We start from the raw sequence: 26,781 nt of genomic DNA, 5'->3' as shown, positions 1-26,781 counted from the left end.
TCTGCAGGCATAAAAAAAACGGTGGTTTTCACCACCGCTTTTTGCATTCGAACTCAGACCATCTTACAGACGATTATTCACGAAACAGTGCTTCGATGCTGAGGCCCTGCGCCTGCAGGATTTCTCGCAGACGGCGCAAACCTTCAACCTGAATCTGACGTACACGCTCACGGGTTAAGCCGATTTCACGACCCACATCCTCAAGCGTTGCCGCTTCATAGCCTAACAGGCCGAAACGACGTGCCAGCACTTCACGCTGCTTGGCGTTCAGTTCGAACAGCCATTTGACGATGCTTTGTTTCATATCATCGTCCTGCGTGGTGTCTTCAGGGCCGTTGTCTTTCTCATCGGCCAGAATATCCAGCAGCGCTTTTTCAGAATCACCGCCCAATGGCGTATCAACTGAGGTAATGCGTTCGTTGAGACGTAACATACGGCTTACGTCCTCAACAGGTTTATCAAGCTGATCGGCGATCTCTTCCGCACTCGGCTCATGGTCGAGCTTGTGGGAAAGTTCACGCGCAGTTCGCAGATAAACATTCAGTTCTTTTACAATGTGAATCGGCAGACGAATGGTACGGGTTTGATTCATGATCGCCCGTTCAATGGTCTGACGAATCCACCAGGTAGCATAGGTTGAGAAACGGAACCCGCGCTCGGGGTCAAATTTCTCAACGGCACGAATCAGGCCGAGGTTACCTTCTTCAATCAGGTCCAGCAGGGCTAAACCACGATTGCTGTAACGACGGGCGATTTTCACTACCAGGCGTAAGTTACTTTCAATCATGCGGCGACGGGAAGGGATGTCACCTCTCAATGCACGGCGAGCGAAGAAAACTTCTTCCTCTGCCGTTAACAACGGAGAATAGCCAATCTCCCCAAGATAGAGCTGCGTCGCATCTAATACACGCTGCGTCGCACCCTGTGATAGCAACTCTTCTTCCGCTACGTCGCTATCACTGGCTTCGTTTTCAACGAGTGCCTTCTCGTCAAAAATTTCAGCTCCATTCTCATCGAATTCCGCGTTCTCATGTAACTCGTTTACTTTCAGCGTATTCTGGCTCATAAGCGGCTCCTACCCGTGATTCCAGGGCAGAACATAAAACAGTTTTGTTCTGCCGGATTATCGCTGCGGTAAATAACGCAACGGGTTTACGGATTTCCCCTTGTAACGAATTTCAAAGTGTAATCTGACTGAACTGGTTCCGGTGCTACCCATGGTAGCGATCTTTTGCCCCGCCTTAACTTCCTGTTGTTCCCGAACCAGCATTGTATCGTTGTGGGCGTAGGCGCTCAGGTAATCATCGTTGTGTTTAATGATGATCAAATTACCGTAACCCCGGAGTGCGTTACCTGCGTAAACCACTCGTCCTGAAGCAGTGGCAACCACAGATTGTCCGCGCGTCCCGGCGATATCGATACCTTTATTGCCACCTTCGGCGGCAGAGAAGTTATCGATAATCTTCCCGTCAGTCGGCCAGCGCCAGCTTCCGACCGGCGTTGAACTGTTGGTAGTACTGCTAACCGTTGGGGGTGCGGTAATCACCGGAGCTGTTGTCGTTGCAACATTTGCTCCTTTCGAAGGCAACAATTTGCTGCCACCCGAATTACCTGAATCATCAGAATACGTAATAACAGGTTGCTGTGCAACAGCAGGCGATTTAATTTGTGGCGCGGCCGGCACGCCGCCCTGCGTTGCATCAGCAACGGTAATGGGATTTCCACCGGTAATCGGCTGGCCCGATCCGTTACCAATCTGTAAAGTCTGGCCTACATTCAGGCTATATGGCGCGGCAACGTTATTGCGCTGGGCTAAATCACGGAAATCATTGCCGGTAATCCAGGCAATGTAAAACAAGGTGTCTCCGCGCTTAACGGTATACGTTTCACCGGAGTAGCTACCCTTAGGAATATTCTGGTAACTGCGGTTGTACACTATCCGGCCGTTCTGCGTCTCAACATTACTGTTGGTACTAATCATTCCACCATTGCTGGGAACAGATGCTGAATTTCTGCTTAACATTTGTCCCTGAGACGGCGCGGCAGGAACACCACCCGAAACCGGGCCTGCGCCAGCCTGGCTGTTCATCATGCCACCATCATCGCCAACGCGACTGATGGGTGCCTGTGAGTTGTCGCCGGAGCTACAGCCTGCAAGCCAGAATCCTACCAGTGAAAGTGCCGCCAGACGGCGTAACTGAAAAAGTGTGCTTCCCGTGCTCATTAATCCCCCGTGATGGCAACGCTGATCTATCTGTTTCACTGCACCGGCCAGCAGAATGCTCTGCGCGGCGCGATAAAATCTGTGTTTTCGTTGAATAAACTGGATAGTAACAATATCAACCAGGTGGTGCCATGAAACAGTTGTGAAGAAATACGAAGAGCGTCAGGCGAGATCGCCCTGCACCAGCGGAACAAAACGCACCGGTTCAATGATCTCTTCCGTAACTTCTGCGCCCTGGCGACGCAGGCGCTTCAGTACCTGATGATCTTCGCCAACCGGCAGCACCATAATGCCGCCTTCTGCCAGTTGTGCTATCAGCGCAATCGGAATTTCCGGTGGAGCGGCTGTAACGATAATGGCATCGAACGGCCCGCGAGAAGGCCAGCCCTGCCAGCCATCGCCATGGCGGGTTGAGACATTATGCAGATCCAGCTGTTTCAGACGACGCTTGGCCTGCCACTGCAGCCCTTTGATGCGTTCCACTGAATAAACATGGTCTACCAGATGGGCAAGAATCGCTGTCTGATACCCGGACCCCGTACCAATCTCCAGTACACGCGAATGCGGATTCAGGCCGAGTAACGCGGTCATCCGCGCGACCATATAGGGCTGTGAGATCGTCTGACCGGAGCCGATAGGCAAGGCTACATTGTCCCAGGCTTTATGCTCAAACGCCTCGTCAATAAACCGTTCGCGTGGCACCTCGCTGATGGCTTTCAGCAGGTTCTCATCATCAATACCCTGCTGACGCAGTTGTGACAGCAATGTCTCAATACGCCGATTCACCATGCCAGGTTCACCTCAGCTTTAGCCAGCCAGTCACTGAGCACATTCTGCGCGCTGTGCGCCGTTAAATCGACATGTAGTGCGGTCACAGAAACGTAGCCCTGATCCACGGCGGCAAAGTCCGTATCCGGGCCCGCATCCAGTTTTTCGCCCGGCGGGCCAATCCAGTAGAGGGTATTGCCACGCGGATCCTGCTGCGCAATCACCTGATCCGCTGGATGGCGACTGCCACAGCGCGTCACGCGGATGCCTTTAAGTTCGGCCAGCGGCAGATCGGGGACATTGATGTTGAGAATGCGGCCGGTGCGCAGCGGTTCATGCGTCAGCGCCCTGAGGATTGCGCAGGTCACCGCTGCCGCAGTGGCGTAGTGCTGATGGCCGTTAAGCGAAACCGCTATCGCCGGTAAACCAAGATGTCGCCCTTCCATCGCCGCCGCCACCGTGCCGGAGTAGATGACATCATCGCCAAGATTAGGGCCGGCATTGATGCCTGACACCACAATGTCAGGACGCGGCTGCATCAGCGCATTCACCCCCAGATAGACGCAATCGGTCGGGGTGCCCATCTGAACCGCGATATCGCCGTTTTCATGGGTGAAAGTACGCAGAGGTGTTTCCAGCGTTAAGGAGTTGGAGGCACCGCTTCGGTTACGATCGGGAGCAACAACCTGCACGTCAGCAATCTGCCGCAGAGCGTTTGCCAGAGTCTGAATGCCTGGCGCATGAATGCCGTCATCGTTGCTGAGCAATATCCGCATTTCGTTCTGACCTTTTTTTATTCGACTGGTCGCCGTGACTGAACCTGTTTCAACGGCATGGCAACAGGTGATGAATGGACAGCGATTTTTGCATTCTAGCGAGGCACGCAAGGAAGTGGTAGGCGTAAATCACACGACGGTGGGGGTTTGCCGCAACATTACCCACAAGTCGGGTCATGTTGCAGCGAAGATTACTCATCAGGCTGATCGGGCGCATCCGTTTGAGTCAGCAGCTCCCGGACCACGCTGGTGGCAAAGCTACCCGCAGGCAGCCAGAACGCCAGTTCCAGCGTGACGTCATCCCACCAGCTCCATTGCATATCGCGCGGCACCACCAGCATGGCGCGGCGGGCGGCATCGACCTTCTCACGTTCCATTAATTCCAGCAGCAGCGACTCATCCGCCAGCGCCTGCTGCTCAAAGGCCAGCGCGTCAGCCTGCGGGCCAGGCTCACCGCGTCCGGGCAGCGGCGCGGTAATGCGCAGCTCATGCTGTTCAACCCGGCGCTGTGACTCTGCAAGTTCATCAGGCTGGGCAACAAACCAGCTGCCACGGCCAGTCAGCTGCAAAGCATCGCCGTTGAGCACCTGCGTCAGGCTGCCCTGCTTTTGCAGACGCGCACTGGTCACCTGATTAAACAGCGCACTGCGTGCGGCAGAAAGCATCAGGCTGCGCTTGTTGCGGTCGCGAATAATGATCTCATTGCGCGCCCACTTTTCCGCCATCTCCAGGTTATTGCCGCCGCGACCAAAACGCTGTTCACCAAAATAGTTGGGCGCGCCCGCATCGCGAATCTGCGCCAGACGCGTTTCAACCGCATCACGATCGCTGATCTGGCGAATGACCAGCCGGAACGCATTCCCTGCCAGTGCGCCGATGCGCAGCTTACGCTTGTGGCGTACCACCTGCAGAATGTCGACGCCCTCAAGCGAAAAACCACGCAGATCGGGCATCGCATTGCCTGGCAGACGAAAACAGAGGGTCTGCTCCGTGACCGCATGGCGGTCTTTCATCCCGGCATAGCTCATGTCGCGCTGATGAATACCAAGATACTTAGCCAGCGCCTCCGCCACAAAGCGGGTATTGGCCCCGACCTTACGGATACGCACCAGCAGATGCTCACCTTCCCCATCCGCGCCATACCCGAGGTCTTCCACCACCACGAAATCTTCCGGGTTGGCTTTGATCACGCCGACGGCTGTGGGCGTGCCGTGCAGGTAATTCAGCGTCATTGGCTGTCAGCTTTCAGAACTAACGCGACCGCTTCACAGGCGATGCCTTCGCCGCGCCCGGTAAAGCCGAGCTTCTCGGTGGTGGTCGCTTTGACGTTGACCGCATCCATATGGCAGCCTAAATCTTCTGCAATGTTGATGCGCATCTGTGGCACGTGCGGCAGCATTTTCGGAGCCTGAGCAATAATCGTAACGTCGACATTACCGATACGATAGCCTTTGGCTTCGATACGACGCCAGGCCTCTCGCAACAGGCCGCGGCTGTCCGCCCCTTTAAAGGCCGGATCGGTGTCGGGAAACAGCTTGCCGATGTCGCCCATCGCTACTGCGCCAAGCAGCGCGTCAGTCAGCGCATGCAGCGCTACATCGCCATCCGAATGGGCGATAAAACCGTGTTCAAACGGGATCCGCACACCGCCAATCACTAACGGACCTTCTCCGCCAAAGGCGTGAACGTCAAAACCGTGACCGATACGCATCATGCGCTCTCCTCTAATTGAATCTGACTCAGATAAAAAGCCGCCAGCGCCAGATCTTCTGGCCGGGTGACTTTGATGTTATCACTGCGTCCGCTGACTAACAGCGGATGGTAGCCGCAATACTCTAGCGCCGACGCCTCATCGGTGATGGTCGCGCCTTCTGCCAGCGCCCGCGTCAGGCAGGCGGTGAGCAGTGCATGAGGGAAAAATTGCGGTGTTAAAGCGTGCCAGAGATCGTCACGTTCTACGGTATGGGCCACTGCCGCTTTGCCCGGCTCGCCCCGCTTCATCGTGTCGCGCACGGGCGCGGCCAGAATTCCGCCTACGTGGCTCTGTTCGCGCACGTTGAGCAGTTGCTGGAGATCGTCGGGATGCAGACAGGGACGCGCAGCGTCATGGACCAGCACCCAGGCGGAACCCTGTGCGGCCTGGAGTCCTGCCAGCACCGATTCGGCACGGGTCTCTCCGCCTGTGACCCTGACCACGCGCGGATCGCGTGCCAGCGGCAGGGAAGCAAAGTGCTCGTCATCGGGGCTAAGGGCAACAATCACCTGTCTGATAGCGGGATGGGAAAACAGACGTGCAATGCTGTGTTCCAGAAGGGTGTGCTGACCAATCGTCAGATACTGCTTTGGACAGGTTGCCTGCATGCGGCTGCCGATCCCGGCAGCGGGCACCACGGCAATCACATCCGCAAGGGAGGCCAGAGTGTTCATGATTTATCGTTGTAGGTTTTGCGCTGATTGTTGCGCGTTGCGTTTATTCTGGTCAGGCACCAGACGATAGAAGGTCTCACCGGGCTTAATCATGCCCAGTTCATTGCGCGCACGCTCCTCGATCGCTTCCGAGCCGCCATTGAGGTCATCAATTTCGGCAAACAGCTGATCGTTTCGCGATTTCAGTTTGGCATTGTTTGCCTGTTGCACCGCGACATCATCATTGACGCGCGTATAGTCATGGATGCCATTTTTCCCCAGCCACAATGAATATTGCAGCCAGCCTAGCAGCACCAATAACAGTAACGTCAGTTTTCCCATCCCGCCCCCTAAAAACGGCCCAATCATCCCATAACTTTGCACAGGACTCCACACCAGCGGCGAAAATGGCATGCTTTGCTGCGCGTCCGGGTAATCAGTACCGATTCTGGCGGGAAAAGATTTGTAACCTGCCGATGCGTTTGCACATCAGCACAGACGCAGTGATGGCTTACCAGCCAGAAAGAAATGAGAACATTAACCAGAAGAGCGTGACCACCATAATCACTGTGGCAAGCGCGGCCCAGAGCCACTGCCCGCTCAGCAGCGTATTCAGTGCAATACCCGTCACCACAGCGACCGGCAACAGCGCCAGAAAGAATGGCCAGGTATAGAGAAAGAAAAACAGCGTGTTAGAGCCGAACAGCAGGAATGGAATCGCCAGCGCACACCAGTAAGCAAGAAAGCCGATAACGCCGCCCGGCAGCAGTGAGCGTGGCTCATCCGGGGCTGAGTCATCTTTACGGGCGAGCATTGGGGTAATGTTCTGCATAGGCATCCTGTTGGCGCGAGGGCGGCAGATCAGACCCGATCTGCCGCTGTCTCTTCAGGATCTGATGATATCGCGGTCGCGCAGCAGGTCTAACAATTGGGCAGCCAGTTTTGTAACCAATTGTTCGCCATCCAGCTTGATTTCCGGGCTGTCTGGCGCCTCATAGACGCTGTCGATGCCGGTGAAATTACGCAGCTCACCGGCGCGCGCTTTGCGATATAAACCTTTCGGATCGCGCGCTTCACACACCGCTAACGGTGTATCGACAAACACCTCGATAAACTGCCCTGGCTCCAGCAGGTCGCGCACCATCTGACGCTCGGCGCGATGCGGCGAAATAAAGGCGGTGAGCACCACGAGTCCGGCATCCACCATCAGCTTCGCCACTTCACCGACCCGACGGATGTTCTCCTTGCGGTCATCATCGCTGAAGCCGAGGTCACGACAGAGGCCGTGACGCACATTGTCACCATCCAGCAGATAGGTGCTGACACCGATGCGGTGCAGCGCCTGCTCCAGCGCACCTGCGACGGTGGATTTCCCCGAGCCCGAAAGCCCGGTGAACCACAGCACCACGCCCTGATGGCCGTGCTGCTGCTCGCGAGAAGCACGTGTTACCGGATGGTCATGCCACACCACGTTATCATCGTGCTGCGCCATTATTGACCGCCCAGCAGGTCGCGCGCGTTCCAGTGTGGGAAGTGACGACGCACCAGCGCATTCAGTTCCAGCTCAAACGCGCTGAACTCACCGCTGTTAACCGGCGCATCATGGTTTGGCTGATGGATCATGCCGGCACCCACGGTGACGTTACTCAGGCGATCGATAAAGATCATGCCGCCGGTTACCGGGTTCTGCTGATAGCTATCGAGCACCATTGGTTCGTCAAAGGTGATCTCAATGCGACCAATACCGTTCAGCGGCAGCGAATCGACCTGACGCGTCTCCAGCGAATTGATCTCGACCTGATGCAGCACCTTCTCAACGCGACCACGGGTTTTCTTACCGGCGATTTTCAGGTCATAGCTCTGACCGGCCTGCAGCGGCTGTTCCGCCATCCAGACCACATCAACGCTGGCAGACTGCACCGCAGCCAGTGCTTCGCTGGCATCCACCAGCAGATCGCCACGGCTGATATCAATCTCATCCTGCAGTACCAGCGTAATCGCTTCGCCTGCACCCGCTTCCTGCAAATCGCCATCAAAAGTCACAATACGGGCAATAGTCGACTCCACGCCAGACGGCAGCACTTTTACCCGCTGGCCCACCTGCACGCTGCCCGACGCCAGAGTACCGGCATAGCCACGGAAATCCAGGTTGGGACGGTTCACATACTGCACCGGGAAACGCATCGGCTGATGATCGACAACGCGCTTCAGCTCCACGGTTTCCAGTACATCCAGCAGGGTCGGTCCGCTGTACCACGGCATGGTCTGACTGGCAGAGGCAACGTTGTCCCCTTCCAGCGCTGACATTGGCACAAAGCGGATATCAAGGTCTTCCGGCAGCTGGGCAGCAAAATCCAGGTAATCCTGTTTGATCTGCTCGAAGCGTGCCTGATCGTACTCCACCAGGTCCATCTTGTTGATCGCCACCACCAGGTGTTTGATGCCCAACAGCGTTGAGATAAAGCTGTGACGGCGGGTCTGATCCAGTACGCCTTTACGTGCATCGATCAGCAGGATCGCCAGATCGCAGGTTGACGCGCCGGTCGCCATGTTGCGGGTGTACTGCTCATGTCCCGGCGTGTCCGCGATAATAAATTTACGCTTTTCGGTCGAGAAGTAGCGGTAGGCCACATCAATAGTAATGCCCTGCTCACGCTCCGCCTGCAGGCCATCCACCAGCAGCGCCAGATCGAGCTTCTCGCCCTGGGTGCCGTGTCGTTTGCTGTCGTTGTGCAGTGATGAAAGCTGATCTTCATAGATCTGACGGGTGTCATGCAGCAGACGCCCAATCAGGGTACTTTTTCCGTCGTCCACGCTGCCGCAGGTCAGAAAACGCAGCAGGCTCTTATGCTGTTGAGCGGTCAGCCAGGCTTCAACGCCGCCCTGGTCGGCAATCTGTTGTGCAATTACGGTATTCATCTGGCGTCTCCTTAGAAATAACCCTGGCGTTTTTTCAGTTCCATCGAACCGGACTGATCGCGATCGATCATGCGACCCTGACGCTCGCTGGTGGTGGAGACCAGCATCTCTTCGATGATCTCCGGCAGCGTCTGCGCTTCGGACTCTACCGCCCCAGTCAGCGGCCAGCAGCCGAGCGTACGGAAACGGACCATCCGCTGGGTGATCTCTTCACCCGGCTGCAGGTTGATGCGATCGTCATCGATCATCATCAGCATGCCATCACGCTCCAGCACCGGACGCGGCGCGGCGAGATAGAGCGGCACGATCTCGATGTTTTCCAGGAAGATGTACTGCCAGATATCCAGTTCGGTCCAGTTCGACAGCGGGAAGACACGGATGCTCTCGCCTTTGTTGATCTGGCCGTTGTAGTTGTGCCACAGCTCAGGACGCTGGTTTTTCGGATCCCAGCGATGGAAGCGGTCACGGAAGGAGTAGATACGCTCTTTGGCGCGTGACTTTTCTTCATCGCGACGAGCGCCACCAAAGGCCGCATCAAAACCATATTTGTTCAGCGCCTGCTTCAGCCCTTCGGTCTTCATAATGTCAGTGTGTTTGGCACTGCCGTGGACAAAAGGGTTAATCCCCATCGCCACGCCTTCCGGATTGCGGTGAACCAGCAACTCTGCGCCCATCGCTTTCACGGTGCGGTCGCGAAACGCGTACATTTCACGGAATTTCCAGCCGGTATCCACATGCAGCAGCGGGAACGGCAGCGTGCCCGGATAAAAGGCTTTACGCGCCAGATGCAGCATCACCGAGGAGTCTTTGCCGATGGAGTACATCATCACCGGGTTGCTGAACTCCGCTGCCACTTCGCGAATGATGTGGATACTCTCCGCCTCCAGCTGACGCAGATGAGTGAGTCGTTTTTGGTCCATGATTTTCCCTCAAGCCAGATTGACAACGGCGGACTCGCGAGTCCCCTGTTGTGCTGAATGTTTAAACCAGGCGAGTTGCCCGTGCAGATTAACCACCTCTCCAATCACCAGCAGCGCCGGAGTAGGTGCCGAGGCGGCCAGCGCCTCAAGTTGTTCTAAGGTGCCGGTCAGCACCTGTTGATCCTGACGGGTGCCGCGACTGATCACCGCCACTGGCGTTGATGGCGCGCGACCGTGCTGAATCAGCGCTGCGCTGATAGCGGCTGCTTTAACCGTGCCCATGTAGATCGCCAGCGTCTGACGCGCACGCGCCAGCGATGGCCAGTCAATATCATCGCCATCGGGACGGCAGTGACCGGTAATAAACATCACGCTCTGCGCGTAATCGCGATGGGTCAGCGGAATCCCGGCATAGGCTGTCGCGCCGGCAGCCGCGGTGACGCCCGGCACCACCTGGAACGGCACGCCCGCCTGCTGTGCCGCCTGCAGCTCTTCGCCGCCGCGGCCAAAGATAAAGGGATCGCCGCCCTTAAGGCGGACAACGCGCTTACCTTTCAGCGCCAGTGAAACCAGCAACTGATTAATCTCTTCCTGCGGCAACGTATGCGCGCTGGCGCGTTTACCGACGCAGATGCGGTCGGCGTCGCGACGCACCAGGTCCAGCACCTCTTCGCTGACCAGATGGTCGTAGAGCACCACATCGGCTAACTGCATTACCTGCAGGCCACGCAGCGTCAGCAGGCCGCTGTCGCCCGGCCCGGCACCGACCAGAAAGATCTCGCCCTGACGGGTTGGCTCTTCCAGCAGTTCACGATCCAGCGTGCGCTTCGCCTCTTCGACGTTACCGGCGGACATCTGACTGGCGAACAGACCGTCGAAGGCACGCTCCCAGAAACGCCGACGATCGGACATGCGGCTGAAGCGCTGTTTGACCTTATCGCGCCAGAGTCCGGCTACCTCCGCCATCTGACCAAGACTGGCGGGCAGCAGCGTTTCGATTTTTTCGCGCAGCATGCGTGCCAGCACCGGTGCGGTGCCGCTGGAGGAGATCGCCACCACCAGCGGTGAGCGGTCAACAATCGACGGGAAGATAAAGGTGCATTTTGGCTGGTCGTCGACCACGTTAACCAGCTTATGCCGCGCGTTTGCGGCTTCAAAAACCTGGGTATTAAGCTGGTTGTCGTCGGTGGCGGCAATCACCAGGAAAACATCATCCAGCTGGGTCGGGTCAAATGCGGTCGCCACCCACTCCAGCTCCTGCTTATCCAGCAGTGCCTGCAGTTCAGGGCAGAGTTCACGAGAGGCGATCTGAATACGCGCGCGCGCGCGACGCAGCAGTTCAATTTTTCGCGCCGCAATATCTCCACCGCCGACAACCAGAACCGGGCGGCCAGAGAGATCGGCAAAAAGAGGCAAATAGTCCACGTTAACCCTGATGATTTAACTTTGTATTAACGCGACTATACGTCGCTGAGTTTATCCAGATGAAATTACGAATTGGAATGAGTAGTTACCGAATGGAATAACGACGCCGCAAAGCACAGAACAATTTGTTCTTAGCAGATGTATTTAATGGCTTTTTTGTGAACAGGTTCACACATTCAGGGCCGCGCCTGCGTCTGCAAAAGCAGATAAATGCCAGTAATAAATGTGTGTTCGTGCTTTCGCTCAGAGCAGCGCCCGATTCCGCTAACCAGCTCACAGAACAAAAGGCGTATAATGCGCGCGGCATGGCTGGCCCTGGCCCGCATGCCTGTTGGCTCCCGGATAATGAAAAAAAAGGATGCACTATGTTTTGTTCCCTCCGCCTGAGGGTCGCGACAGTTTTGTTTAGCGCACTCATTTCCCCGCTGGTCCTGGCCGCGCCAGCGGGTCAGTTTGCCGAACAGCAGGTCCGGCACATCGCCACCTATTTTCCTGGCCGGATGAGCGGAAGTCCGGCTGAACTGATGGCCGCTGACTATCTGCAACAGCAATTTACCGCGCTGGGGTATAAAACCGATACCCGCCAGTTCAACACCGGCTATAAATGGCAGGAGGATGACGGTACGCAGCGCTGGCATAAGCTCACGGCCACCTCGGTGATAGCCGCGCGTGCAGGCAGCGTGCCGCAGGAGATTCTGATCGTGGCGCATCTGGATACCTGGACGCCGCAGAACAGCAGCCAGGTCCATCATAATCTGGGCGGCTTGCGTCTGCAGGGCGTCGACGATAATGCGTCGGGTCTTGGCGTGATGCTGGAGCTGGCACAGCAGCTGAGTCACAAACCGCTGCACTACGGTATCCGCTTTGTGGCGCTCAGCGCCGGAGAAACCGATCTGCACGGCATGGATGATTATGTTGAGCGGATGAGCACGCGTGAGAAGAAAAATACGCTGCTGGTCATCGATCTGAACAGCCTGATCACCGGCGATCATCTCTATTTCAACAGCGGCATGAACACGCCTCGGGCGGTTCGCAAGCAGACCAGCGACCGCGCTCTGCTACTGGCCCGTCAGTTGGGCATTCCCGCTGCCAGCCACCAGCTGAATCGCAAAGACTTCAACGGTCTGAATGCCTTCGACAGGGCGGGCTTTCCGCTGCTGGATGTCACCGCCAGCAACTGGACGCTGGGAAATAAAGATGGCACGTTACAGCGTCATCGCAGCCACCACTTTCCTGATGGCGTAACCCGTCATCAGACTGATTTGGATAATCTGAGCTATCTCGACCGCTGGCTGCCGGGCCAGATAACCCTGCGAACCCGCGACAGTGTTCGCGTGCTGCTGCCGCTACTCAGCGAACTGACCAATCCCAAAGTGTGAGGATCTGACATGTACGTGGTATTTCTGAATTACGTTCGTCCGATAGAAGAGGTTGAAGCGCTGCTGGCAGGCCATATCGACTGGCTCGATCGCTATTTTGATGCGGGCTTTTTTATTGCCGCGGGACGTAAAGATCCACGCACGGGCGGCATGCTGATGGTCAGGGAGATGGAACGTGAAAAGCTGGATGCGATCTTAGCGGAAGATCCGTTTGTCGCGGTGGCGGAGTATGAGGTGACGAAAGTGAATGTGACCCGTGCAGCGGAGGCGTTTGCCGGATTAAAAGGCGTTTAACTTCCTGCCTGACTGACTGCACGAAGACATTCTCTCCCCCTGGCGGGGGAGAGAAGCACGGCATCAGCCTTCGTGCAGACCACACTCGCGTTTAAGACCAAAGAAGCGCGTCTCTTCTTCTGCCATACCCGGCTCCCACTTGCGGGTGGTGTGGGTATCGCCCACCGAAAGGTAGCCTTCATCCCACAGCGGATGATACTTCAGCTTGTGCTGCTCCAGATACTGATGAATCTGGCGGTTATCCCAGTCGATAATCGGCAGCAGCTTGAAGACGCCTCGCTGCACGCCCAGCACCGGCAGATTCGCCCGGCTGCCGGACTGATCGCGGCGCAGACCGGCAAACCAGGTCTGGGCACCCAGGCTTTCAATAGCCCGGTTCATCGGCTCGACTTTATTGATCTCGTTATACTTCTCAATCCCTTCGACCCCCTGCTCCCACAGTTTGCCATAGCGCGCTTCCTGCCAGGCCGGTGAGGTTTCGGCACGGAACACCTTGAGGTTGAGATTAAGCTGGTTCGCCAGCTCATCAATAAAACGATAGGTCTCCGGGAACAGATAGCCAGTGTCGGTCAGGATCACCGGAATATCGGGCTGCTGACGCGTCACCAGATGCAGCGACACCGCGGCCTGAATACCGAAACTGGAGGAGAGCACATAGGCGCCCGGCAGATTCTCCAGCGCCCAGCTGACCCGCTCTTCTGCTGATGACTTCTCCAGCTGCGCATTGGTCGCCGCCAGCGCCATCGCACGCTGGACTTTGGACATCTCATTCAGTGCTGCGAGGTCGGGCTGACTCATTTTGCTTCCTCCCAGAAGTCGCGTGCCGGGTCCAGCACCGGCGCAACAATGCCTGCGCGGATGGTGAAGTCACCAAAGCCTTCAGCGGCCTGGCGCTCGGTGGCCCAGCGTCCCACCAGCTCATCAATGGTGGCGAGAATTTCGCTTTCGTTAATGTTTTCACGATACATACGGGGAATACGCGTTCCGCTGCGGTTTCCGCCCAGATGCAGGTTGTAGCGGCCTGGCGCTTTACCCACCAGACCCAGTTCAGCCAGCATGGCACGGCCGCAACCGTTCGGACAACCGGTAACGCGTAACACTATGTGCTCATCACCAACGCCATGCGCGTGCATGATGCCCTCGACTTTAGTCACAAACGCGGGCAGGAAGCGTTCGGCTTCTGCCATCGCCAGCGGACAGGTCGGGAACGCGACGCAGGCCATCGAGTTTTCGCGCTGTGGCGTCACATGATCCATCAGACCATGTGCGCGGGCGATCGCTTCAATCTGCGCTTTTTCGCTTTCCGGCACGCCCGCCACAATCAGGTTCTGGTTGGCGGTCAGGCGGAAGTCACCCTGATGGATTTTCGCAATTTCCGCGATGCCGCTTTTCAGCAGTCGGCCCGGATAGTCGAGCAGGCGACCATTTTCGATAAACAGCGTCAGATGCCATTTGTTGTCGATGCCTTTGATCCAGCCAATGCGATCGCCACGGGTGGTGAACTCATAGGGCCGGATCGGCTCAAACGTCAGGCCAGCGCGTTTTTCAACTTCCGCTTTAAAGGTCTCGACGCCAACGCGTTCCAGGGTGTACTTGGTTTTGGCGTTTTTACGGTCGGTACGGTTACCCCAGTCACGCTGCGTCGTCACGACCGCCTCGGCAACATCGAGGATCTTCTCAACCGGGAAGTAACCAAATTCGCTGGCGGTACGCGCGTAAGTCGCTTTGTTACCGTGCTCGATCGAAAGACCGCCTCCCACCAGCAGGTTGAAGCCCACCAGCTTGCCGTTCTCGGCGACGGCGACAAAGTTCAGATCGTTGGCGTGCAGATCCACATCGTTATGCGGCGGGATCACTACCGTCGTTTTGAATTTACGCGGCAGATAGGTTTCACCGAGAATCGGCTCTTCGTCTGTTGTCGCGACTTTTTCTTTATCCCACCAGATCTCGGCATAGGCACGGGTGCGCGGCAGCAGATGCTCGGAGAGCTTCTTCGCCCACTCATACGCTTCCTGATGCAGTTCCGACTCAACCGGGTTCGACGTACAGAGCACGTTACGGTTGACGTCGTTGGCGGTCGCCAGCGCATCCAGCCCCACTTCATGCAGCATCTGATGCGTCGGCTTGACGTTCTTCTTCAGAATGCCGTGAAACTGGAAGGTCTGACGGTTGGTCAGACGGATGCTGCCATAAATAGTTTTGTCGGTAGCAAATTTGTCGATGGCCAGCCACTGCGTCGGCGTAATGATCCCGCCCGGCAGTCGGCAGCGCAGCATCATGGCGTGGCGCGGTTCCAGCTTCTGCTCCGCACGTTCAGCGCGAATGTCGCGATCGTCCTGCTGGTACATGCCGTGAAAACGGATTAGCAGGAAGTTATCGCCGGTAAAGCCACCGGTCAGACCCTCTTCCAGATCTTCTTTGATGGTGCCGCGCAGATAGTTGCTCTGCTTCTTCAGGCGCTCAGCGTCGGTTAACTTACCTTCTACAACCAGCGGTCCAGGGTGTTTATCACTCATTAGTAAACGTCTCGCTGATAACGGCGCTCAATGCGCAGCTCACTTAAAAATTCGTCGGCCGTTTCACGATCCATTCCGCCGTGTTCGACCACCACATCCAGCAATGCCTGCTCGACGTCTTTTGCCATACGATTCGCGTCGCCACAGACATAAAGATGCGCGCCCTCTTCAATCCAGCGCCAGACTTCGGCCCCTTTCGCGCGGATCTTATCCTGTACGTAAATCTTCTCTGCCTGATCGCGTGACCAGGCAAGGTCAATATTCGTCAGCAGGCCATCCTTCACATATTTCTGCCACTCCACCTGATAGAGGAAATCGTCGGTGAAGTGCGGATTACCAAAGAATAGCCAGTTTTTGCCGCTGGCACCGTCGTTGTCGCGCTGCTGCATAAAGGCGCGGAACGGCGCGATGCCGGTGCCCGGGCCAATCATGATCACCGGCGCGTCCGGATTAGCCGGCAGGCGGAAATTGTCGTTGTGCTCGATGAAGACGCGGACTTCGCCCTCTTCTTCAACACGATCGGCCAGCCAGGTCGATGCACCGCCGCCGCGCTGGCGGCCTTCAATATCGAAGCGCACGGCACCTACAGTGATGTGCACTTCGGTGTCGGTTTCGGCCTGTGAAGAGGCGATAGAGTAGAGTCGCGGCGTCAGCGGGCGCAGCAGCCCGGTCAGCTGTTCAGCGCTCAGTTCAGCCGGTGCCAGCCGCACCATATCCACAATCGGATAGTGCTGCGCATACTGCTGCAGCCGGGCTTTATCATCCACCAGCGACAGCAGCTCGGCGTTACGGGACAGCTGAGCGTACTGTGCGACAATCTGCGCGGTATTCACTGTCAGCTCAAAGTGCTTCTGCAGCGCCTCAGCCAGCGGCAGGGTTTTGCCCTGAACCTCCACTGACTCATCGCCTTTCAGCCAGACCAGCTCCAGTAGTTCGCTGACCAGCGCCGCGTCATTTTCATACCAGACGCCCAGCGCATCGCCAGGCTGATAGCGCAGACCGGCGTCGCCCAGATCGATTTCGATATGGCGCACATCTTTGTCTGAGTCACGTCCGGTAATTTTCTGATTCACCGCCAGGCTGGCGCTGAGTGGAGACTCTTTGCTGTAGGGACTGGTGGTCACTTCGTTGACGGTGCCTGCCGCTGTCGCCGCAGCCTGCGCCGGGGATTCGGTCGGCACGCGCTTTTTCAGAATTTCCGTCAGCGCACCGCGCCAGGCCGTGGCCTGCTCTGCATACTCGACATCCGCATCAACGCGGTCCAGCAGACGTTCGCCGCCCAGCTCCGCCAGACGGCTGTCAAAATCTTTGCCCGCCTGACTGAAGAATTCATAAGAGGTATCGCCCAGGCCAAACACTGCAAAGGCCGCCCCCTCCATTTTCGGTGCCTTCTTCGACATCAGGAATTTATGCAGCGCCACCGCCTCTTCCGGTGGCTCACCTTCGCCCTGAGTAGAGGTGACCACCACCAGCATTTTTTCCTGGCCAATCTGCTTAAACTTGTAATCACCGGCATTCACCAGGTTTACGTTCAGCTTCGCAGCCAGCAGATCATCACGCAGCTGCTCCGCCAGGCGACGGGCATTGCCGGTCTGAGAGGCGGAAAGCAAGGTAATAACCGGCGCTTCAGCGGCGGGCGCGGACGGTGCGCTGCTGGCGACGGCGCCACCCGGCGTCTGCTCTACCCGGCCCCAGAAATAGCCTGACAGCCACGCCAGTTGAGTCGGGGAATAATCTGTCGTCGCCGCCTGTAAGCGGGCGAGTTGTTCCGGTGAGAGCGGAAGCAGTGAACCAGGTGCCTGAGTCGTCATCGCGTTAAAAATTCCAGTATCAGAAGTCCGGACCGTAAAGTGGCGGAAGAGTGCGTAGGTTACCGGTCCGTATATTAACGATTAAATACACCTTCGACATATCAAATAACCAAAATGACTAAGTGGTTTTTCTGGTAGGGTTAATCGTTAAAACTGATAAGCAAACGGGTGATTTATTAGTTAATTAGCTCGACACGATCCGGTAACCGGATGGGGAAGTATCGCTTTGTGCGGCGCGGGTGCGAAAAAAGCGGTAATCAGGTAGAATTCAGCGGTTTTTAAATGTCTGAGAACCACTATGTCTACCACCTTGTTTAAAGAGTTCCAGTTCGAAGCCGCGCACCATCTTCCGAATGTGCCGGCCGGACACAAATGTGGCCGTCTGCACGGTCATTCGTTCCTGGTTCGTCTGGAGATTACCGGCGAAGTGGATGCGCATACCGGCTGGGTTATGGATTTTGCTGAACTGAAGGCGGTGTTTAAGCCTCTTTACAATCGGCTGGACCACTACTATCTGAATGATATTCCTGGCCTGGAAAATCCCACCAGCGAAGTGCTGGCGAAATGGATCTGGGATCAGATGAAGCCACAACTGCCGCTTTTAAGCGCGGTCATGATCAAAGAAACCTGCACCGCAGGCTGCGTTTACCGCGGCTAAACCTGTCGGATCGAACCCTTCGATCCGACACTATTTCCCTTTCCGTCACGTATCTGAATCACCTCTTTCCTGCGGTTAACGACATCGCGCGCTTTATCAGGCGATATTGAGATATTTATGGGTCTGCATCGACAGACGCCAGTTGCGTGCAATACAGGTCTCAATGCAGAGTCGGGTAGCCTCATCTTTGCGACTGATGGGCTGCAGGGCGATAATTCGGGCTTTGGTGTCATCCATCCCCGCCAGCAGCAGATCCAGTGCGTCCACATCACGCTGACGCGCCACAGGATGTTTAATTTCATCGGCCCGGCTTAGCGCCTGGGGCAGCACATCGTAGCCGCCGCGCATGTTGACCTTCGGGGAGACAGTCACCCAGGTCTGTTCGGAACAGTGGATCTCGTGGGTTCCGCTGGTCTCAATCTGGCACTGGAAACCGTGCTGCTCCAGCGCAGTCGTTAACGGACGCAGGTCATAAATCGCCGGTTCACCACCGGTAATCACCACGTGGCGCGCCGTCCAGCCCTGCTGCGCAATGGCACTCACCAGGGTCGCCGCATCGGCATCACCCCAGGCGTCGCTTTCCACTGTCTTGATCAAAATATCGCCCAGCGACGTTTCCCGATCTGCCCGCTTTTCCCAGGTATGTTTGGTATCACACCAGCTACAGCCCACCGGGCAGCCCTGCAGGCGGATGAAAATAGCAGGCACGCCGGTGTAATAACCTTCGCCCTGCAGTGTCTGGAACATTTCGTTAATCGGGTAGAACATTTTTTACTCGCCTGGATAAATCGGGGCGCTGATTATGCCAGCGTGTACCGCACAATAACAGCTGCGCGACACGAAAAAGCAAAAGCCCCGCACAAGGCGGGGCTTTCAGTGTATGCGATGCCGCTTAACGCGCCATCAGCACAGGGTCATTACTGACCTTTAACTTCTTTCAGACCGTTGAATGGCGCTTTAGAACCCAGCGCTTCTTCGATACGGATCAGCTGGTTGTACTTAGCAACACGGTCAGAACGGCTCATTGAACCGGTTTTGATCTGGCCCGCTGCAGTACCTACCGCCAGGTCAGCGATGGTTGCATCTTCAGTTTCGCCTGAACGGTGAGAGATCACGGCAGTGTAGCCTGCATCTTTCGCCATTTTGATCGCAGCCAGGGTTTCGGTCAGAGAACCGATCTGGTTAAATTTGATCAGAATGGAGTTAGCGATACCTTTATCGATACCTTCTTTCAGAATTTTGGTGTTGGTCACGAACAGGTCGTCGCCCACCAGCTGGATTTTATCGCCCAGCACTTTGGTCTGGTAAGCGAAGCCGTCCCAGTCAGATTCATCCAGGCCATCTTCGATAGAGACGATCGGATACTGTTTAGTCAGATCTTCCAGGAAGTGGGTGAACTCTTCAGAGGTGAACGCTTTACCGCCTTCACCGGCCAGAACGTATTTGCCATCTTTGTAGAACTCAGATGCCGCACAGTCCATCGCCAGAGTGATGTCTTTGCCCAGCTCGTAGCCTGCTGCTTTTACCGCTTCAGCGATGACAGCCAGCGCTTCGGCGTTGGAACCCAGGTTAGGCGCGTAGCCGCCTTCGTCACCCACTGCCGTGCTCATGCCTTTGCTTTTCAGCACTTTTGCCAGGTTGTGGAATACTTCAGAACCCATACGGATAGCTTCTTTAACGTTAGAAGCGCCAACCGGCTGGATCATGAATTCCTGGATGTCGACGTTGTTGTCGGCATGTTCGCCGCCGTTGATGATGTTCATCATAGGCAGTGGCATAGAGTATTTGCCTGGGGTGCCGTTCAGCTCAGCGATGTGCTCATACAGCGCCTGACCTTTAGAAGCTGCAGCAGCTTTAGCCGCTGCCAGTGACACAGCCAGAATGGCGTTAGCACCGAAGTTAGATTTGTTCTCAGTACCGTCCAGGTCGATCATGATCTTATCGATGTTCGCCTGATCTTTCGCGTCTTTGCCTTTTACCGCTTCAGCAATCGGACCGTTTACTGCAGCAACGGCTTTGGTTACGCCTTTGCCCAGGAAACGTGATTTGTCACCGTCACGCAGTTCCAGCGCTTCGCGTGAACCGGTAGAGGCACCTGATGGCGCAGCGGCCAGGCCTACAAAACCGCCTTCCAGATGCACTTCAGCTTCAACAGTCGGGTTACCACGTGAGTCGATAATTTCGCGACCGATGACTTTTACGATTTTGGACATTACGATTTTCCTCAGTACAAGTTAGTCAATCCTAAGACAGACAACGCGCGAAAAGTTCGCGCGTTGTCTGTGAAACTTACTTCGCTAAACGCTTCTGATGCTCATGCGCGGCTTTAACAAAGCCGGCAAACAACGGATGGCCGTCGCGTGGGGTCGAGGTAAACTCAGGGTGGAACTGGCAGGCCACAAACCACGGATGGTTCGGGATCTCGATAATCTCAACCAGTTGATCATCACCAGAGCGACCTGCTACGCGCAGACCGGCTGCTTCAATCTGCTTTAACAGCATATTGTTCACTTCATAGCGGTGGCGATGGCGCTCAACGATGGTGTCAGAGCCGTAGAGCTGGCGAACCTGGCTGCCCGGCGTTAACTGACACTGCTGGCTGCCCAGACGCATGGTGCCGCCCAGATCGCTCTGCTCGCTGCGGACTTCGACGTTGCCTTCTTCGTCACGCCATTCGGTGATTAATGCCACCACCGGGTATTTACAGTCTGGCACAAATTCAGTGGAGTTGGCGCCCGGCATGCCCGCAACATTACGCGCGAACTCCATCAGCGCAACCTGCATGCCCAGACAGATGCCCAGGTACGGCACGTTGTTTTCACGTGCGTACTGTGCGGTCATCAGCTTGCCTTCCACACCACGGTAGCCGAAGCCACCCGGGATCAGAATCGCATCCAGATCTTTCAGTAATTCGACACCGCGGGATTCAACATCCTGCGAATCGATCAGTTTGATGTTCACGGTGACACGATTTTTCAGGCCACCATGTTTCAGCGCTTCGATAACGGATTTGTAGGCATCCGGCAGCTCAACATACTTGCCCACCATACCGATGGTGACTTCACCACCCGGATTAGCTTCTTCGTAGATCACCTGCTCCCACTCGGCCAGGTTGGCTTCCGGTGCATTCAGGTTGAAGCGCTTGCAGATATAGTCATCCAGGCCCTGCGACTTAAGCATGCCAGGAATCTTGTAGATGGAATCAACGTCTTTCAGCGAGATTACCGCTTTTTCAGGAACGTTACAGAACAGGGCGATTTTGGCACGTTCGTTGGCCGGTACGGCACGGTCAGAACGGCAAATCAGCACATCTGGCTGGATACCAATCGACAGCAGCTCTTTTACGGAGTGCTGAGTCGGTTTGGTTTTCACTTCACCGGCAGCCGCCATGTACGGTACCAGCGTCAGGTGCATATACATGGTGTGTTCACGGCCCACATCCACGGCCATCTGGCGAATCGCTTCCAGGAATGGCAGTGATTCGATATCCCCTACCGTGCCGCCGATTTCGACCAGCACCACATCATGACCTTCACCGCCTTCAATAATGCGTTCTTTGATGGCGTTGGTGATGTGCGGGATAACCTGAATGGTTGCACCCAGATAGTCGCCACGGCGCTCTTTGCGCAGGACTTCTGAGTAGATACGGCCGGTGGTGAAGTTGTTACGACGCGACATTTTGGTGCGGATGAAGCGCTCGTAGTGACCCAGATCGAGATCGGTTTCAGCGCCGTCATCAGTGACGAAAACTTCGCCGTGCTGGGTCGGGCTCATGGTGCCTGGATCCACGTTGATATACGGGTCCAGCTTCATGATGGTCACGTTCAGACCACGAGCTTCGAGAATGGCTGCGAGGGAGGCGGCGGCAATGCCTTTACCCAGAGAGGAAACGACCCCGCCGGTCACAAAAATATAATTCGTTGTCATGCTGAACCTGAGAGTTTAGGTTTAAAGACGGTGGAATAACCAGGACGGGAAAACAGTATACTGGAAACCGCTATCAGCCACAATTGATGAATCACAGCCATCCTCCAACGCATTGCTGCGTCCTACCATAGCGGATAGCTGCCAATGAAATGTTGATGTGCGTCACAAAGTTGTTGCCGCGCTGAAACGAGTAAGCACACATGGCGACTTTATGCACAGCGCTGGAATAATCAGCTTTTTTCGCCCAGTTTTACCTGCTGCCAGGCCGCTTCCATCTGCTCCAGCGTGGCGCCCGGCATGCTTAACCCCTGTGCTGCGATGATCGCTTCGACTTCGCGGAACCGGCGCTCAAACTTGTCATTGGCCTTTTGCAGCGCCGTTTCCGCTTTACTGCCAAGATGGCGCGACAGGTTAACGGTGGCGAACAGCAGGTCACCCATCTCCTCTTCCAGCTTTTCACTGTCCACCACGCTCTGCTGTGCTTCGTGCATCACTTCATCAATCTCTTCATGCACTTTTGCCACCACCGGCCCCAGCGTAGTCCAGTCGAATCCCACATTGTGACAGCGCTTCTGAATCTTATGAGCACGCATCAGTGCGGGCAGCGCTTTAGGAATGTCGTCCAGCGCTGAATGCTGGGCTTTATCAGCCCGTTCGGCGGTTTTAATCGCTTCCCAGTTTTTCAGCACGTCACTGCTGGTTTCTGCCGTGGCATCGCCAAAAATGTGCGGATGACGGCGCTCCAGCTTGTCACTGATGGCGTGACAGATATCCTCAAAATTAAAGCGATCCTGTTCGCTGGCCATCTGCGCATAGAACACCACCTGAAACAGCAGATCGCCCAGTTCGCCGCGCAGATCGTCAAAATCTTCGCGCTGGATGGCGTCCAGCACTTCGTAGGTCTCTTCCAGCGTATAGGGCGCGATAGAAGTGAAGGTCTGTTCACGATCCCACGGGCAGCCATGGAGGGGATCGCGCAGGGTTTTCATGATGCCAAGCAGGCGCTCAATAGCGTTCATTCAGACGGGTCCTTGAGTAGTCAGGTGACAGGAAGCGGGCAAGGAGGCGAGGCGTATAACAGTGCCGGACGGGATGAACCGCGTCCGGCACTCTCAAGTACCGCAGAAAACGTCCGCGCAACCTCCTGTTGCCGGTTGCCGCAGTGCAGCTGAATATCAGTGCAGGCGGCGGGCGTCAATAATATCAGAGACCTGGTTCAGGCGCGCCAGGACACGTCCCAGTACCTGATGGTTGTAGATCTCAATATCCATGTCGATGGTCGCCAGCTGCTTTTTAGTGTCGCTGCGGCTTGAGACGCCCAGTACATTCACTTTCTCGTTGGCGAGAATGGTAGTGATGTCACGCAGCAAGCCGCTGCGATCGTTGGCGGTGACGCGCACCACCAGCGAGTAACCGCTGGAGTAGCTCTCGCCCCACACGGCATCGACGATACGTTCCGGCGCATGTGAAATCAGTTCAGAGAGCTGGTCGCAGTCGGCGCGGTGAATTGAGATGCCGCGCCCCTGGGTGATAAAGCCAACAATATCATCGCCCGGAATCGGCTGACAGCAGCGGGCAATGTGGTGCATCAGATTGCCTACGCCCTCGACGACCACGCGTCCACTCTCTTTGCGTGCGGGCTGCGAGTAGGATTTCTGGGTCAGCTGGCGCAGCGCTTCGCGATCTTCCTCTTCAGCACTCGGCTTATTCAGCTTCGCCTGCAGGAAGTTAACCATCTGGTTAAGACGGATATCGCCGCCGCCAATGGCCGCCAGCAGCTCCTCCAGTGAGGTCACGTTATAGCGCGGCAGCAGCAGTTTTTCCGCTTCGCGCAGGCTGATATCGAGCTGATTCAGTTCGTTATCCAGAATCTGCCGTCCGGCGATAATGTTCTTGTCGCGATCCTGTTTTCGGAACCAGTTGTGGATCTTCGAGCGTCCACGGCTGGTCGTGATATAGCCCAGATTCGGATTGAGCCAGTCGCGGCTCGGGTTCGGTTGTTTCTGGGTGATCACTTCAACCTGATCGCCCATCTGCAGCTGATAGGTGAACGGCACGATGCGACCACCGATTTTTGCACCGATGCAGCGGTGACCGATGTCACTATGAATATGATAGGCAAAGTCGAGCGGCGTCGAACCGGCCGGCAGATCCACCACGTCACCTTTCGGGGTGAAAACGTAGACCCGGTCGTCGAACACCTGACTGCGGACCTCTTCCAGCAGCTCGCCGGAGTCGGCCATCTCTTCCTGCCAGCTAATCAACTTACGCAGCCAGGCAATACGCTCTTCATGACCCGCCGCGCCGCGCGCGCTGCTGGAGGTTGGCCCCTCTTTATATTTCCAGTGCGCCGCCACGCCCAGCTCGGCATCTTCATGCATCTGGCGGGTACGGATCTGGATTTCCACCGTTTTGCCCTGCGGCCCTAACACCACCGTATGAATTGACTGATAGCCGTTGGGTTTGGGGTTAGCGACGTAGTCATCAAACTCACTGGGCAGATGGCGATAGAGCGTATGCACCGTACCCAGCGCGCCATAGCAATCCTGCAGGCGATCGGCCACGATGCGCACCGCCCGTACGTCAAACAGCTCATCGAAGGCCAGCGACTTTTTCTGCATCTTGCGCCAGATGCTGTAGATATGTTTAGGGCGACCATAGACTTCGGCGCGCACGCCCTCTTTGGCCATCTCTTTGCGCAGGTTGCTGACGAAGTTATCGATGTACTGCTCGCGGTCGATTCTTCGCTCATGTAGTAATTTGGCGATGCGCTTATATTCGTCGGGATGCAGGTAGCGGAAGCAGTAATCTTCCAGCTCCCATTTGAGCTGTCCAATACCAAGACGGTTGGCCAGGGGCGCATAGATGTTGGTGCTCTCTTTGGCGGCCAGCACCCGCTCATCTTCCGGCGCATCTTTCATTTCGCGCAGGTTCATGATGCGTTCGGCCAGCTTGAGCACCACGCAGCGAAAGTCTTCCACCATCGCCAGCAGCATGCGGCGGACGTTATCGACCTGTTCAGAGGCCATGGAGTCGTTATGGATCGCTTTCAGCTGGCGGATGGCGTCCATATCGCGCACGCCGTGTACCAGCGAGACGATGCCTTTGCCGACGGCAGTTTCCAGCTCCTCTTCACTCACCACTTCATCGTTAGCCAGCGGGAAAATCAGCGCCGCACAAAGGCTTTCAATATCCATGCTGAGCATGGAGAGGATTTCCACCATCTCAATACCGCGCCACAGGAGCAGCGACTGATCGGGATGGCCCTGCGTCTGCGCTTCGCAGTAGCGCCAGGTCTCAGCAACGCGTTGACAGGATTGCGGGTTGGCAATACCGAGACTGGCGATCCACTGGTCGAGGGCGAAGTCCCCCTCAGTATTTAAATGCGCACTTCTGACCGCAACCATAACCTCTCCTGCACAACGACATTCATCGCTTATGTTTTTCTGAACAGCACCATGGATTCGAGATGACGGGTATGTGGGAACATATCCAGCATCGCGACCCTTTCCAATTGGTAGCCTGCCGACAGCAATGTCTGACTGTCGCGGGCGAGTGTTGTGGGATTACACGAAACATAGACCACGCGTTCTGGTGCAAGTTTAACCACATGCGCCATGACGCCCGCAGCCCCGGCGCGTGCCGGATCGAGTAATACCTTGTTAAATCCCTGTGCCGCCCACGGCTGGCGCGACACCTCTTCTTCCAGATTATGCTGAAAGAAACTGACATTTTTAAGATTATTCAAATCAGCATTATACGCTGCCTGCCGTAGTAATGCTGCAATCCCCTCCACACCAACCACATTATGTACGAAGATTCCTATAGGAAGTGTGAAGTTTCCCATGCCGCAAAACAGATCCAGCACCCGGTCTTCCGGCTGCAGATCGAGCCAGGCGATCGCCTTCGCGACCATCTGCTGATTAACCGCATCGTTAACCTGAATAAAATTCTGTGGGCTGAAGGTTAGCTTAAGCTGGTGCGAATGATAAAACGGCGTCGATTCACTTAACGCGGTCAATGCTTCATCACCGGCATCCAGGAACAGCATAAGCTGATGCTTATGCGAAAACTGTTCCAGTTTTTCACGATCGCTGGCATGCAGCGCATCAAGATGGCGCAGAATCATCAGCGGGCCGTTATCCGCCAGCACCAGTTCCACATGTCCGGGACGCCTGACGGCGCGCAACTCACTGAGGCACTGGTGCAGCGGAACCAGTAACGCTTCAAGTTCGGGCGCTAAAATGGGGCAGTGCTGAATATCGACCAGATCGTTGCTGGCTTCCTGACGAAAGCCCATCTGTAAGCGTTGCGCTTTATTTTGCCATTGCAGACCCAGACGGGCGCGACGACGGTAGCCCCAGGGCTGACCGGCGATCACCTCATCTACCGCCACGTTCTGTGCTGCGGCCTGGCTCAGCATCCGGCTCAGGGCCTGGGATTTGCTCTGCTGTTGCAGCGCCACATCGGCATGCTGCTGCTGGCAGCCGCCGCAGCGATCGTAGTGCGGGCAGCGCGGCGTGACGCGCTCCGGGCTGCGGCTAATCAGTCGTGTCACTTTCGCCCGGGCAAATTGACGTTTATCCTCTGTCAGCACGACCTCCGCCTGTTCACCCGGCAGAGCACCCGTGACAAAAAGGGTTTTGCCCTTGTGGCGCGCCACCCCCTGCCCGAACGGGTCGAGCTCCTCAATGGTGACGGTGATCCGTTGTTGCGTCGTCACGCGCTGTTTTGCAACGTAGAATTGCGCCATAGTGT

Annotated in this window: 25 protein-coding genes; 3 read left to right on the top strand and 22 right to left on the bottom strand. The window is 56.2% G+C overall.

Annotated features, from left to right (window positions below):
• Positions 1–73: 73 nt before the first annotated feature.
• The 13 genes from rpoS to cysG all read right to left on the bottom strand — a co-directional run bounded on the left by rpoS (position 74) and on the right by cysG (position 11,438).
• Positions 74–1,066, bottom strand: a complete 993-nt coding sequence (rpoS, locus tag K6R05_RS04255; RefSeq protein WP_161732776.1) for an RNA polymerase sigma factor RpoS — start codon at positions 1,064–1,066, stop codon at positions 74–76.
• Positions 1,067–1,123: 57 nt separating this feature from the next.
• The gene (gene nlpD / locus K6R05_RS04250) at positions 1,124–2,224 is read right to left on the bottom strand and encodes a murein hydrolase activator NlpD (protein ID WP_161732888.1); all 1,101 of its coding nucleotides are present in this window, start codon (positions 2,222–2,224) and stop codon (positions 1,124–1,126) included.
• Positions 2,225–2,386: 162 nt separating this feature from the next.
• Positions 2,387–3,013 (bottom strand): protein-L-isoaspartate(D-aspartate) O-methyltransferase, encoded by a 627-nt coding sequence (locus tag K6R05_RS04245; protein WP_161732778.1) that lies wholly within the window; start codon positions 3,011–3,013, stop codon positions 2,387–2,389.
• Positions 3,007–3,768 (bottom strand): 5'/3'-nucleotidase SurE, encoded by a 762-nt coding sequence (gene surE / locus K6R05_RS04240; RefSeq protein WP_150014618.1) that lies wholly within the window; start codon positions 3,766–3,768, stop codon positions 3,007–3,009. The genes K6R05_RS04245 and surE overlap by 7 nt, the downstream gene beginning before the upstream one ends.
• A gap of 191 nt (positions 3,769–3,959) precedes the next feature.
• Positions 3,960–5,000 carry a tRNA pseudouridine(13) synthase TruD gene (gene truD, locus K6R05_RS04235; RefSeq protein ID WP_222925052.1) on the bottom strand — a complete coding sequence of 347 codons (1,041 nt, stop codon included), beginning with the start codon at positions 4,998–5,000 and terminating at the stop codon, positions 3,960–3,962.
• Positions 4,997–5,479, bottom strand: a complete 483-nt coding sequence (gene ispF / locus K6R05_RS04230; RefSeq protein WP_008927107.1) for a 2-C-methyl-D-erythritol 2,4-cyclodiphosphate synthase — start codon at positions 5,477–5,479, stop codon at positions 4,997–4,999. Before ispF ends, truD begins: the two co-directional genes overlap by 4 nt.
• A complete protein-coding gene (gene ispD, locus K6R05_RS04225; RefSeq protein WP_222925051.1) occupies positions 5,479–6,195 on the bottom strand; it encodes a 2-C-methyl-D-erythritol 4-phosphate cytidylyltransferase in 717 nt (238 codons plus the stop codon). The genes ispF and ispD overlap by 1 nt, the downstream gene beginning before the upstream one ends.
• Before the next feature lie 3 nt (positions 6,196–6,198).
• Positions 6,199–6,516, bottom strand: coding sequence for a cell division protein FtsB (ftsB, locus tag K6R05_RS04220; RefSeq protein WP_003849108.1), 318 nt, complete (start codon positions 6,514–6,516; stop codon positions 6,199–6,201).
• A gap of 169 nt (positions 6,517–6,685) precedes the next feature.
• Entirely contained in the window at positions 6,686–7,006 is a 321-nt protein-coding gene (locus tag K6R05_RS04215) for a DUF3561 family protein (RefSeq protein ID WP_150014624.1), read from the bottom strand.
• A 54-nt stretch (positions 7,007–7,060) separates the two neighbouring features.
• Positions 7,061–7,666 (bottom strand): adenylyl-sulfate kinase, encoded by a 606-nt coding sequence (gene cysC, locus K6R05_RS04210; protein WP_161732784.1) that lies wholly within the window; start codon positions 7,664–7,666, stop codon positions 7,061–7,063.
• A complete protein-coding gene (cysN, locus tag K6R05_RS04205; protein ID WP_161732786.1) occupies positions 7,666–9,093 on the bottom strand; it encodes a sulfate adenylyltransferase subunit CysN in 1,428 nt (475 codons plus the stop codon). The genes cysC and cysN overlap by 1 nt, the downstream gene beginning before the upstream one ends.
• Before the next feature lie 11 nt (positions 9,094–9,104).
• Positions 9,105–10,013: a sulfate adenylyltransferase subunit CysD gene (gene cysD, locus K6R05_RS04200; protein ID WP_013358871.1), complete on the bottom strand. Its 909-nt coding sequence runs from the start codon at positions 10,011–10,013 to the stop codon at positions 9,105–9,107.
• A 9-nt stretch (positions 10,014–10,022) separates the two neighbouring features.
• Positions 10,023–11,438: a siroheme synthase CysG gene (gene cysG / locus K6R05_RS04195; RefSeq protein ID WP_222925050.1), complete on the bottom strand. Its 1,416-nt coding sequence runs from the start codon at positions 11,436–11,438 to the stop codon at positions 10,023–10,025.
• Positions 11,439–11,803: 365 nt separating this feature from the next.
• On the opposite strand from cysG, the gene K6R05_RS04190 reads away from it, so the two are divergent.
• Together K6R05_RS04190 and K6R05_RS04185 are read left to right on the top strand one after the other, a co-directional pair.
• Positions 11,804–12,817, top strand: coding sequence for an aminopeptidase (locus K6R05_RS04190; protein WP_222925049.1), 1,014 nt, complete (start codon positions 11,804–11,806; stop codon positions 12,815–12,817).
• A gap of 9 nt (positions 12,818–12,826) precedes the next feature.
• The gene (locus tag K6R05_RS04185; protein WP_161732792.1) at positions 12,827–13,111 is read left to right on the top strand and encodes a YciI family protein; all 285 of its coding nucleotides are present in this window, start codon (positions 12,827–12,829) and stop codon (positions 13,109–13,111) included.
• Between the two features lie 63 nt (positions 13,112–13,174).
• Here K6R05_RS04185 and K6R05_RS04180 read toward each other — a convergent pair whose 3' ends face one another.
• From K6R05_RS04180 to cysJ, 3 genes are read right to left on the bottom strand one after another with little or no spacing between them, the layout of a single operon-like run.
• A complete protein-coding gene (locus K6R05_RS04180) occupies positions 13,175–13,909 on the bottom strand; it encodes a phosphoadenylyl-sulfate reductase (protein ID WP_222925048.1) in 735 nt (244 codons plus the stop codon).
• Positions 13,906–15,627, bottom strand: a complete 1,722-nt coding sequence (cysI, locus tag K6R05_RS04175) for an assimilatory sulfite reductase (NADPH) hemoprotein subunit (RefSeq protein WP_222925047.1) — start codon at positions 15,625–15,627, stop codon at positions 13,906–13,908. Before cysI ends, K6R05_RS04180 begins: the two co-directional genes overlap by 4 nt.
• Positions 15,627–17,438 (bottom strand): NADPH-dependent assimilatory sulfite reductase flavoprotein subunit, encoded by a 1,812-nt coding sequence (cysJ, locus tag K6R05_RS04170; RefSeq protein ID WP_222925046.1) that lies wholly within the window; start codon positions 17,436–17,438, stop codon positions 15,627–15,629. The genes cysI and cysJ overlap by 1 nt, the downstream gene beginning before the upstream one ends.
• A gap of 298 nt (positions 17,439–17,736) precedes the next feature.
• Here cysJ and queD point away from each other — a divergent pair, with 298 nt between their 5' ends.
• Entirely contained in the window at positions 17,737–18,096 is a 360-nt protein-coding gene (queD, locus tag K6R05_RS04165) for a 6-carboxytetrahydropterin synthase QueD (RefSeq protein ID WP_161732799.1), read from the top strand.
• A gap of 96 nt (positions 18,097–18,192) precedes the next feature.
• Here the strand turns inward: queD and queE are convergent, their stop codons facing one another.
• From queE to rlmD, 6 genes are all read right to left on the bottom strand, one after another.
• On the bottom strand, positions 18,193–18,864 hold the full coding sequence (gene queE, locus K6R05_RS04160) for a 7-carboxy-7-deazaguanine synthase QueE (protein ID WP_161732801.1): 672 nt from the start codon (positions 18,862–18,864) through the stop codon (positions 18,193–18,195).
• A gap of 149 nt (positions 18,865–19,013) precedes the next feature.
• Entirely contained in the window at positions 19,014–20,309 is a 1,296-nt protein-coding gene (gene eno, locus K6R05_RS04155) for a phosphopyruvate hydratase (RefSeq protein WP_013358880.1), read from the bottom strand.
• 76 nt (positions 20,310–20,385) lie between these two features.
• A complete protein-coding gene (pyrG, locus tag K6R05_RS04150; RefSeq protein ID WP_013358881.1) occupies positions 20,386–22,023 on the bottom strand; it encodes a glutamine hydrolyzing CTP synthase in 1,638 nt (545 codons plus the stop codon).
• 230 nt (positions 22,024–22,253) lie between these two features.
• Positions 22,254–23,042 carry a nucleoside triphosphate pyrophosphohydrolase gene (gene mazG, locus K6R05_RS04145; RefSeq protein WP_161732805.1) on the bottom strand — a complete coding sequence of 263 codons (789 nt, stop codon included), beginning with the start codon at positions 23,040–23,042 and terminating at the stop codon, positions 22,254–22,256.
• A 156-nt stretch (positions 23,043–23,198) separates the two neighbouring features.
• A complete protein-coding gene (gene relA, locus K6R05_RS04140; RefSeq protein ID WP_161732807.1) occupies positions 23,199–25,430 on the bottom strand; it encodes a GTP diphosphokinase in 2,232 nt (743 codons plus the stop codon).
• A 29-nt stretch (positions 25,431–25,459) separates the two neighbouring features.
• The gene (gene rlmD, locus K6R05_RS04135) at positions 25,460–26,776 is read right to left on the bottom strand and encodes a 23S rRNA (uracil(1939)-C(5))-methyltransferase RlmD (protein ID WP_222925045.1); all 1,317 of its coding nucleotides are present in this window, start codon (positions 26,774–26,776) and stop codon (positions 25,460–25,462) included.
• Between the last annotated feature and the right edge of the window lie 5 nt (positions 26,777–26,781).

Source organism: Pantoea alfalfae, assembly GCF_019880205.1.
Taxonomy (GTDB): Bacteria; Pseudomonadota; Gammaproteobacteria; order Enterobacterales; family Enterobacteriaceae; genus Pantoea; species Pantoea alfalfae.
This window is presented reverse-complemented; position numbering and strand designations above follow the sequence as displayed.

What these genes read in the sequence shown, in the direction of transcription:
- K6R05_RS04185 (WP_161732792.1), top strand. Translation starts at nt 12,827, where the DNA reads ATGTACGTGGTATTTCTGAATTACGTTCGTCCGATAGAAGAGGTTGAA.
- cysJ (WP_222925046.1), bottom strand. Translation starts at nt 17,438, where the DNA reads ATGACGACTCAGGCACCTGGTTCACTGCTTCCGCTCTCACCGGAACAA.
- K6R05_RS04190 (WP_222925049.1), top strand. Translation starts at nt 11,804, where the DNA reads ATGTTTTGTTCCCTCCGCCTGAGGGTCGCGACAGTTTTGTTTAGCGCA.
- queD (WP_161732799.1), top strand. Translation starts at nt 17,737, where the DNA reads ATGTCTACCACCTTGTTTAAAGAGTTCCAGTTCGAAGCCGCGCACCAT.
- mazG (WP_161732805.1), bottom strand. Translation starts at nt 23,042, where the DNA reads ATGAACGCTATTGAGCGCCTGCTTGGCATCATGAAAACCCTGCGCGAT.
- cysD (WP_013358871.1), bottom strand. Translation starts at nt 10,013, where the DNA reads ATGGACCAAAAACGACTCACTCATCTGCGTCAGCTGGAGGCGGAGAGT.
- rpoS (WP_161732776.1), bottom strand. Translation starts at nt 1,066, where the DNA reads ATGAGCCAGAATACGCTGAAAGTAAACGAGTTACATGAGAACGCGGAA.
- ftsB (WP_003849108.1), bottom strand. Translation starts at nt 6,516, where the DNA reads ATGGGAAAACTGACGTTACTGTTATTGGTGCTGCTAGGCTGGCTGCAA.
- K6R05_RS04180 (WP_222925048.1), bottom strand. Translation starts at nt 13,909, where the DNA reads ATGAGTCAGCCCGACCTCGCAGCACTGAATGAGATGTCCAAAGTCCAG.
- relA (WP_161732807.1), bottom strand. Translation starts at nt 25,430, where the DNA reads ATGGTTGCGGTCAGAAGTGCGCATTTAAATACTGAGGGGGACTTCGCC.
- pyrG (WP_013358881.1), bottom strand. Translation starts at nt 22,023, where the DNA reads ATGACAACGAATTATATTTTTGTGACCGGCGGGGTCGTTTCCTCTCTG.
- eno (WP_013358880.1), bottom strand. Translation starts at nt 20,309, where the DNA reads ATGTCCAAAATCGTAAAAGTCATCGGTCGCGAAATTATCGACTCACGT.
- nlpD (WP_161732888.1), bottom strand. Translation starts at nt 2,224, where the DNA reads ATGAGCACGGGAAGCACACTTTTTCAGTTACGCCGTCTGGCGGCACTT.
- truD (WP_222925052.1), bottom strand. Translation starts at nt 5,000, where the DNA reads ATGACGCTGAATTACCTGCACGGCACGCCCACAGCCGTCGGCGTGATC.
- cysC (WP_161732784.1), bottom strand. Translation starts at nt 7,666, where the DNA reads ATGGCGCAGCACGATGATAACGTGGTGTGGCATGACCATCCGGTAACA.
- ispF (WP_008927107.1), bottom strand. Translation starts at nt 5,479, where the DNA reads ATGCGTATCGGTCACGGTTTTGACGTTCACGCCTTTGGCGGAGAAGGT.
- ispD (WP_222925051.1), bottom strand. Translation starts at nt 6,195, where the DNA reads ATGAACACTCTGGCCTCCCTTGCGGATGTGATTGCCGTGGTGCCCGCT.
- cysI (WP_222925047.1), bottom strand. Translation starts at nt 15,627, where the DNA reads ATGAGTGATAAACACCCTGGACCGCTGGTTGTAGAAGGTAAGTTAACC.
- cysN (WP_161732786.1), bottom strand. Translation starts at nt 9,093, where the DNA reads ATGAATACCGTAATTGCACAACAGATTGCCGACCAGGGCGGCGTTGAA.
- surE (WP_150014618.1), bottom strand. Translation starts at nt 3,768, where the DNA reads ATGCGGATATTGCTCAGCAACGATGACGGCATTCATGCGCCAGGCATT.
- K6R05_RS04215 (WP_150014624.1), bottom strand. Translation starts at nt 7,006, where the DNA reads ATGCAGAACATTACCCCAATGCTCGCCCGTAAAGATGACTCAGCCCCG.
- queE (WP_161732801.1), bottom strand. Translation starts at nt 18,864, where the DNA reads ATGTTCTACCCGATTAACGAAATGTTCCAGACACTGCAGGGCGAAGGT.
- K6R05_RS04245 (WP_161732778.1), bottom strand. Translation starts at nt 3,013, where the DNA reads ATGGTGAATCGGCGTATTGAGACATTGCTGTCACAACTGCGTCAGCAG.
- rlmD (WP_222925045.1), bottom strand. Translation starts at nt 26,776, where the DNA reads ATGGCGCAATTCTACGTTGCAAAACAGCGCGTGACGACGCAACAACGG.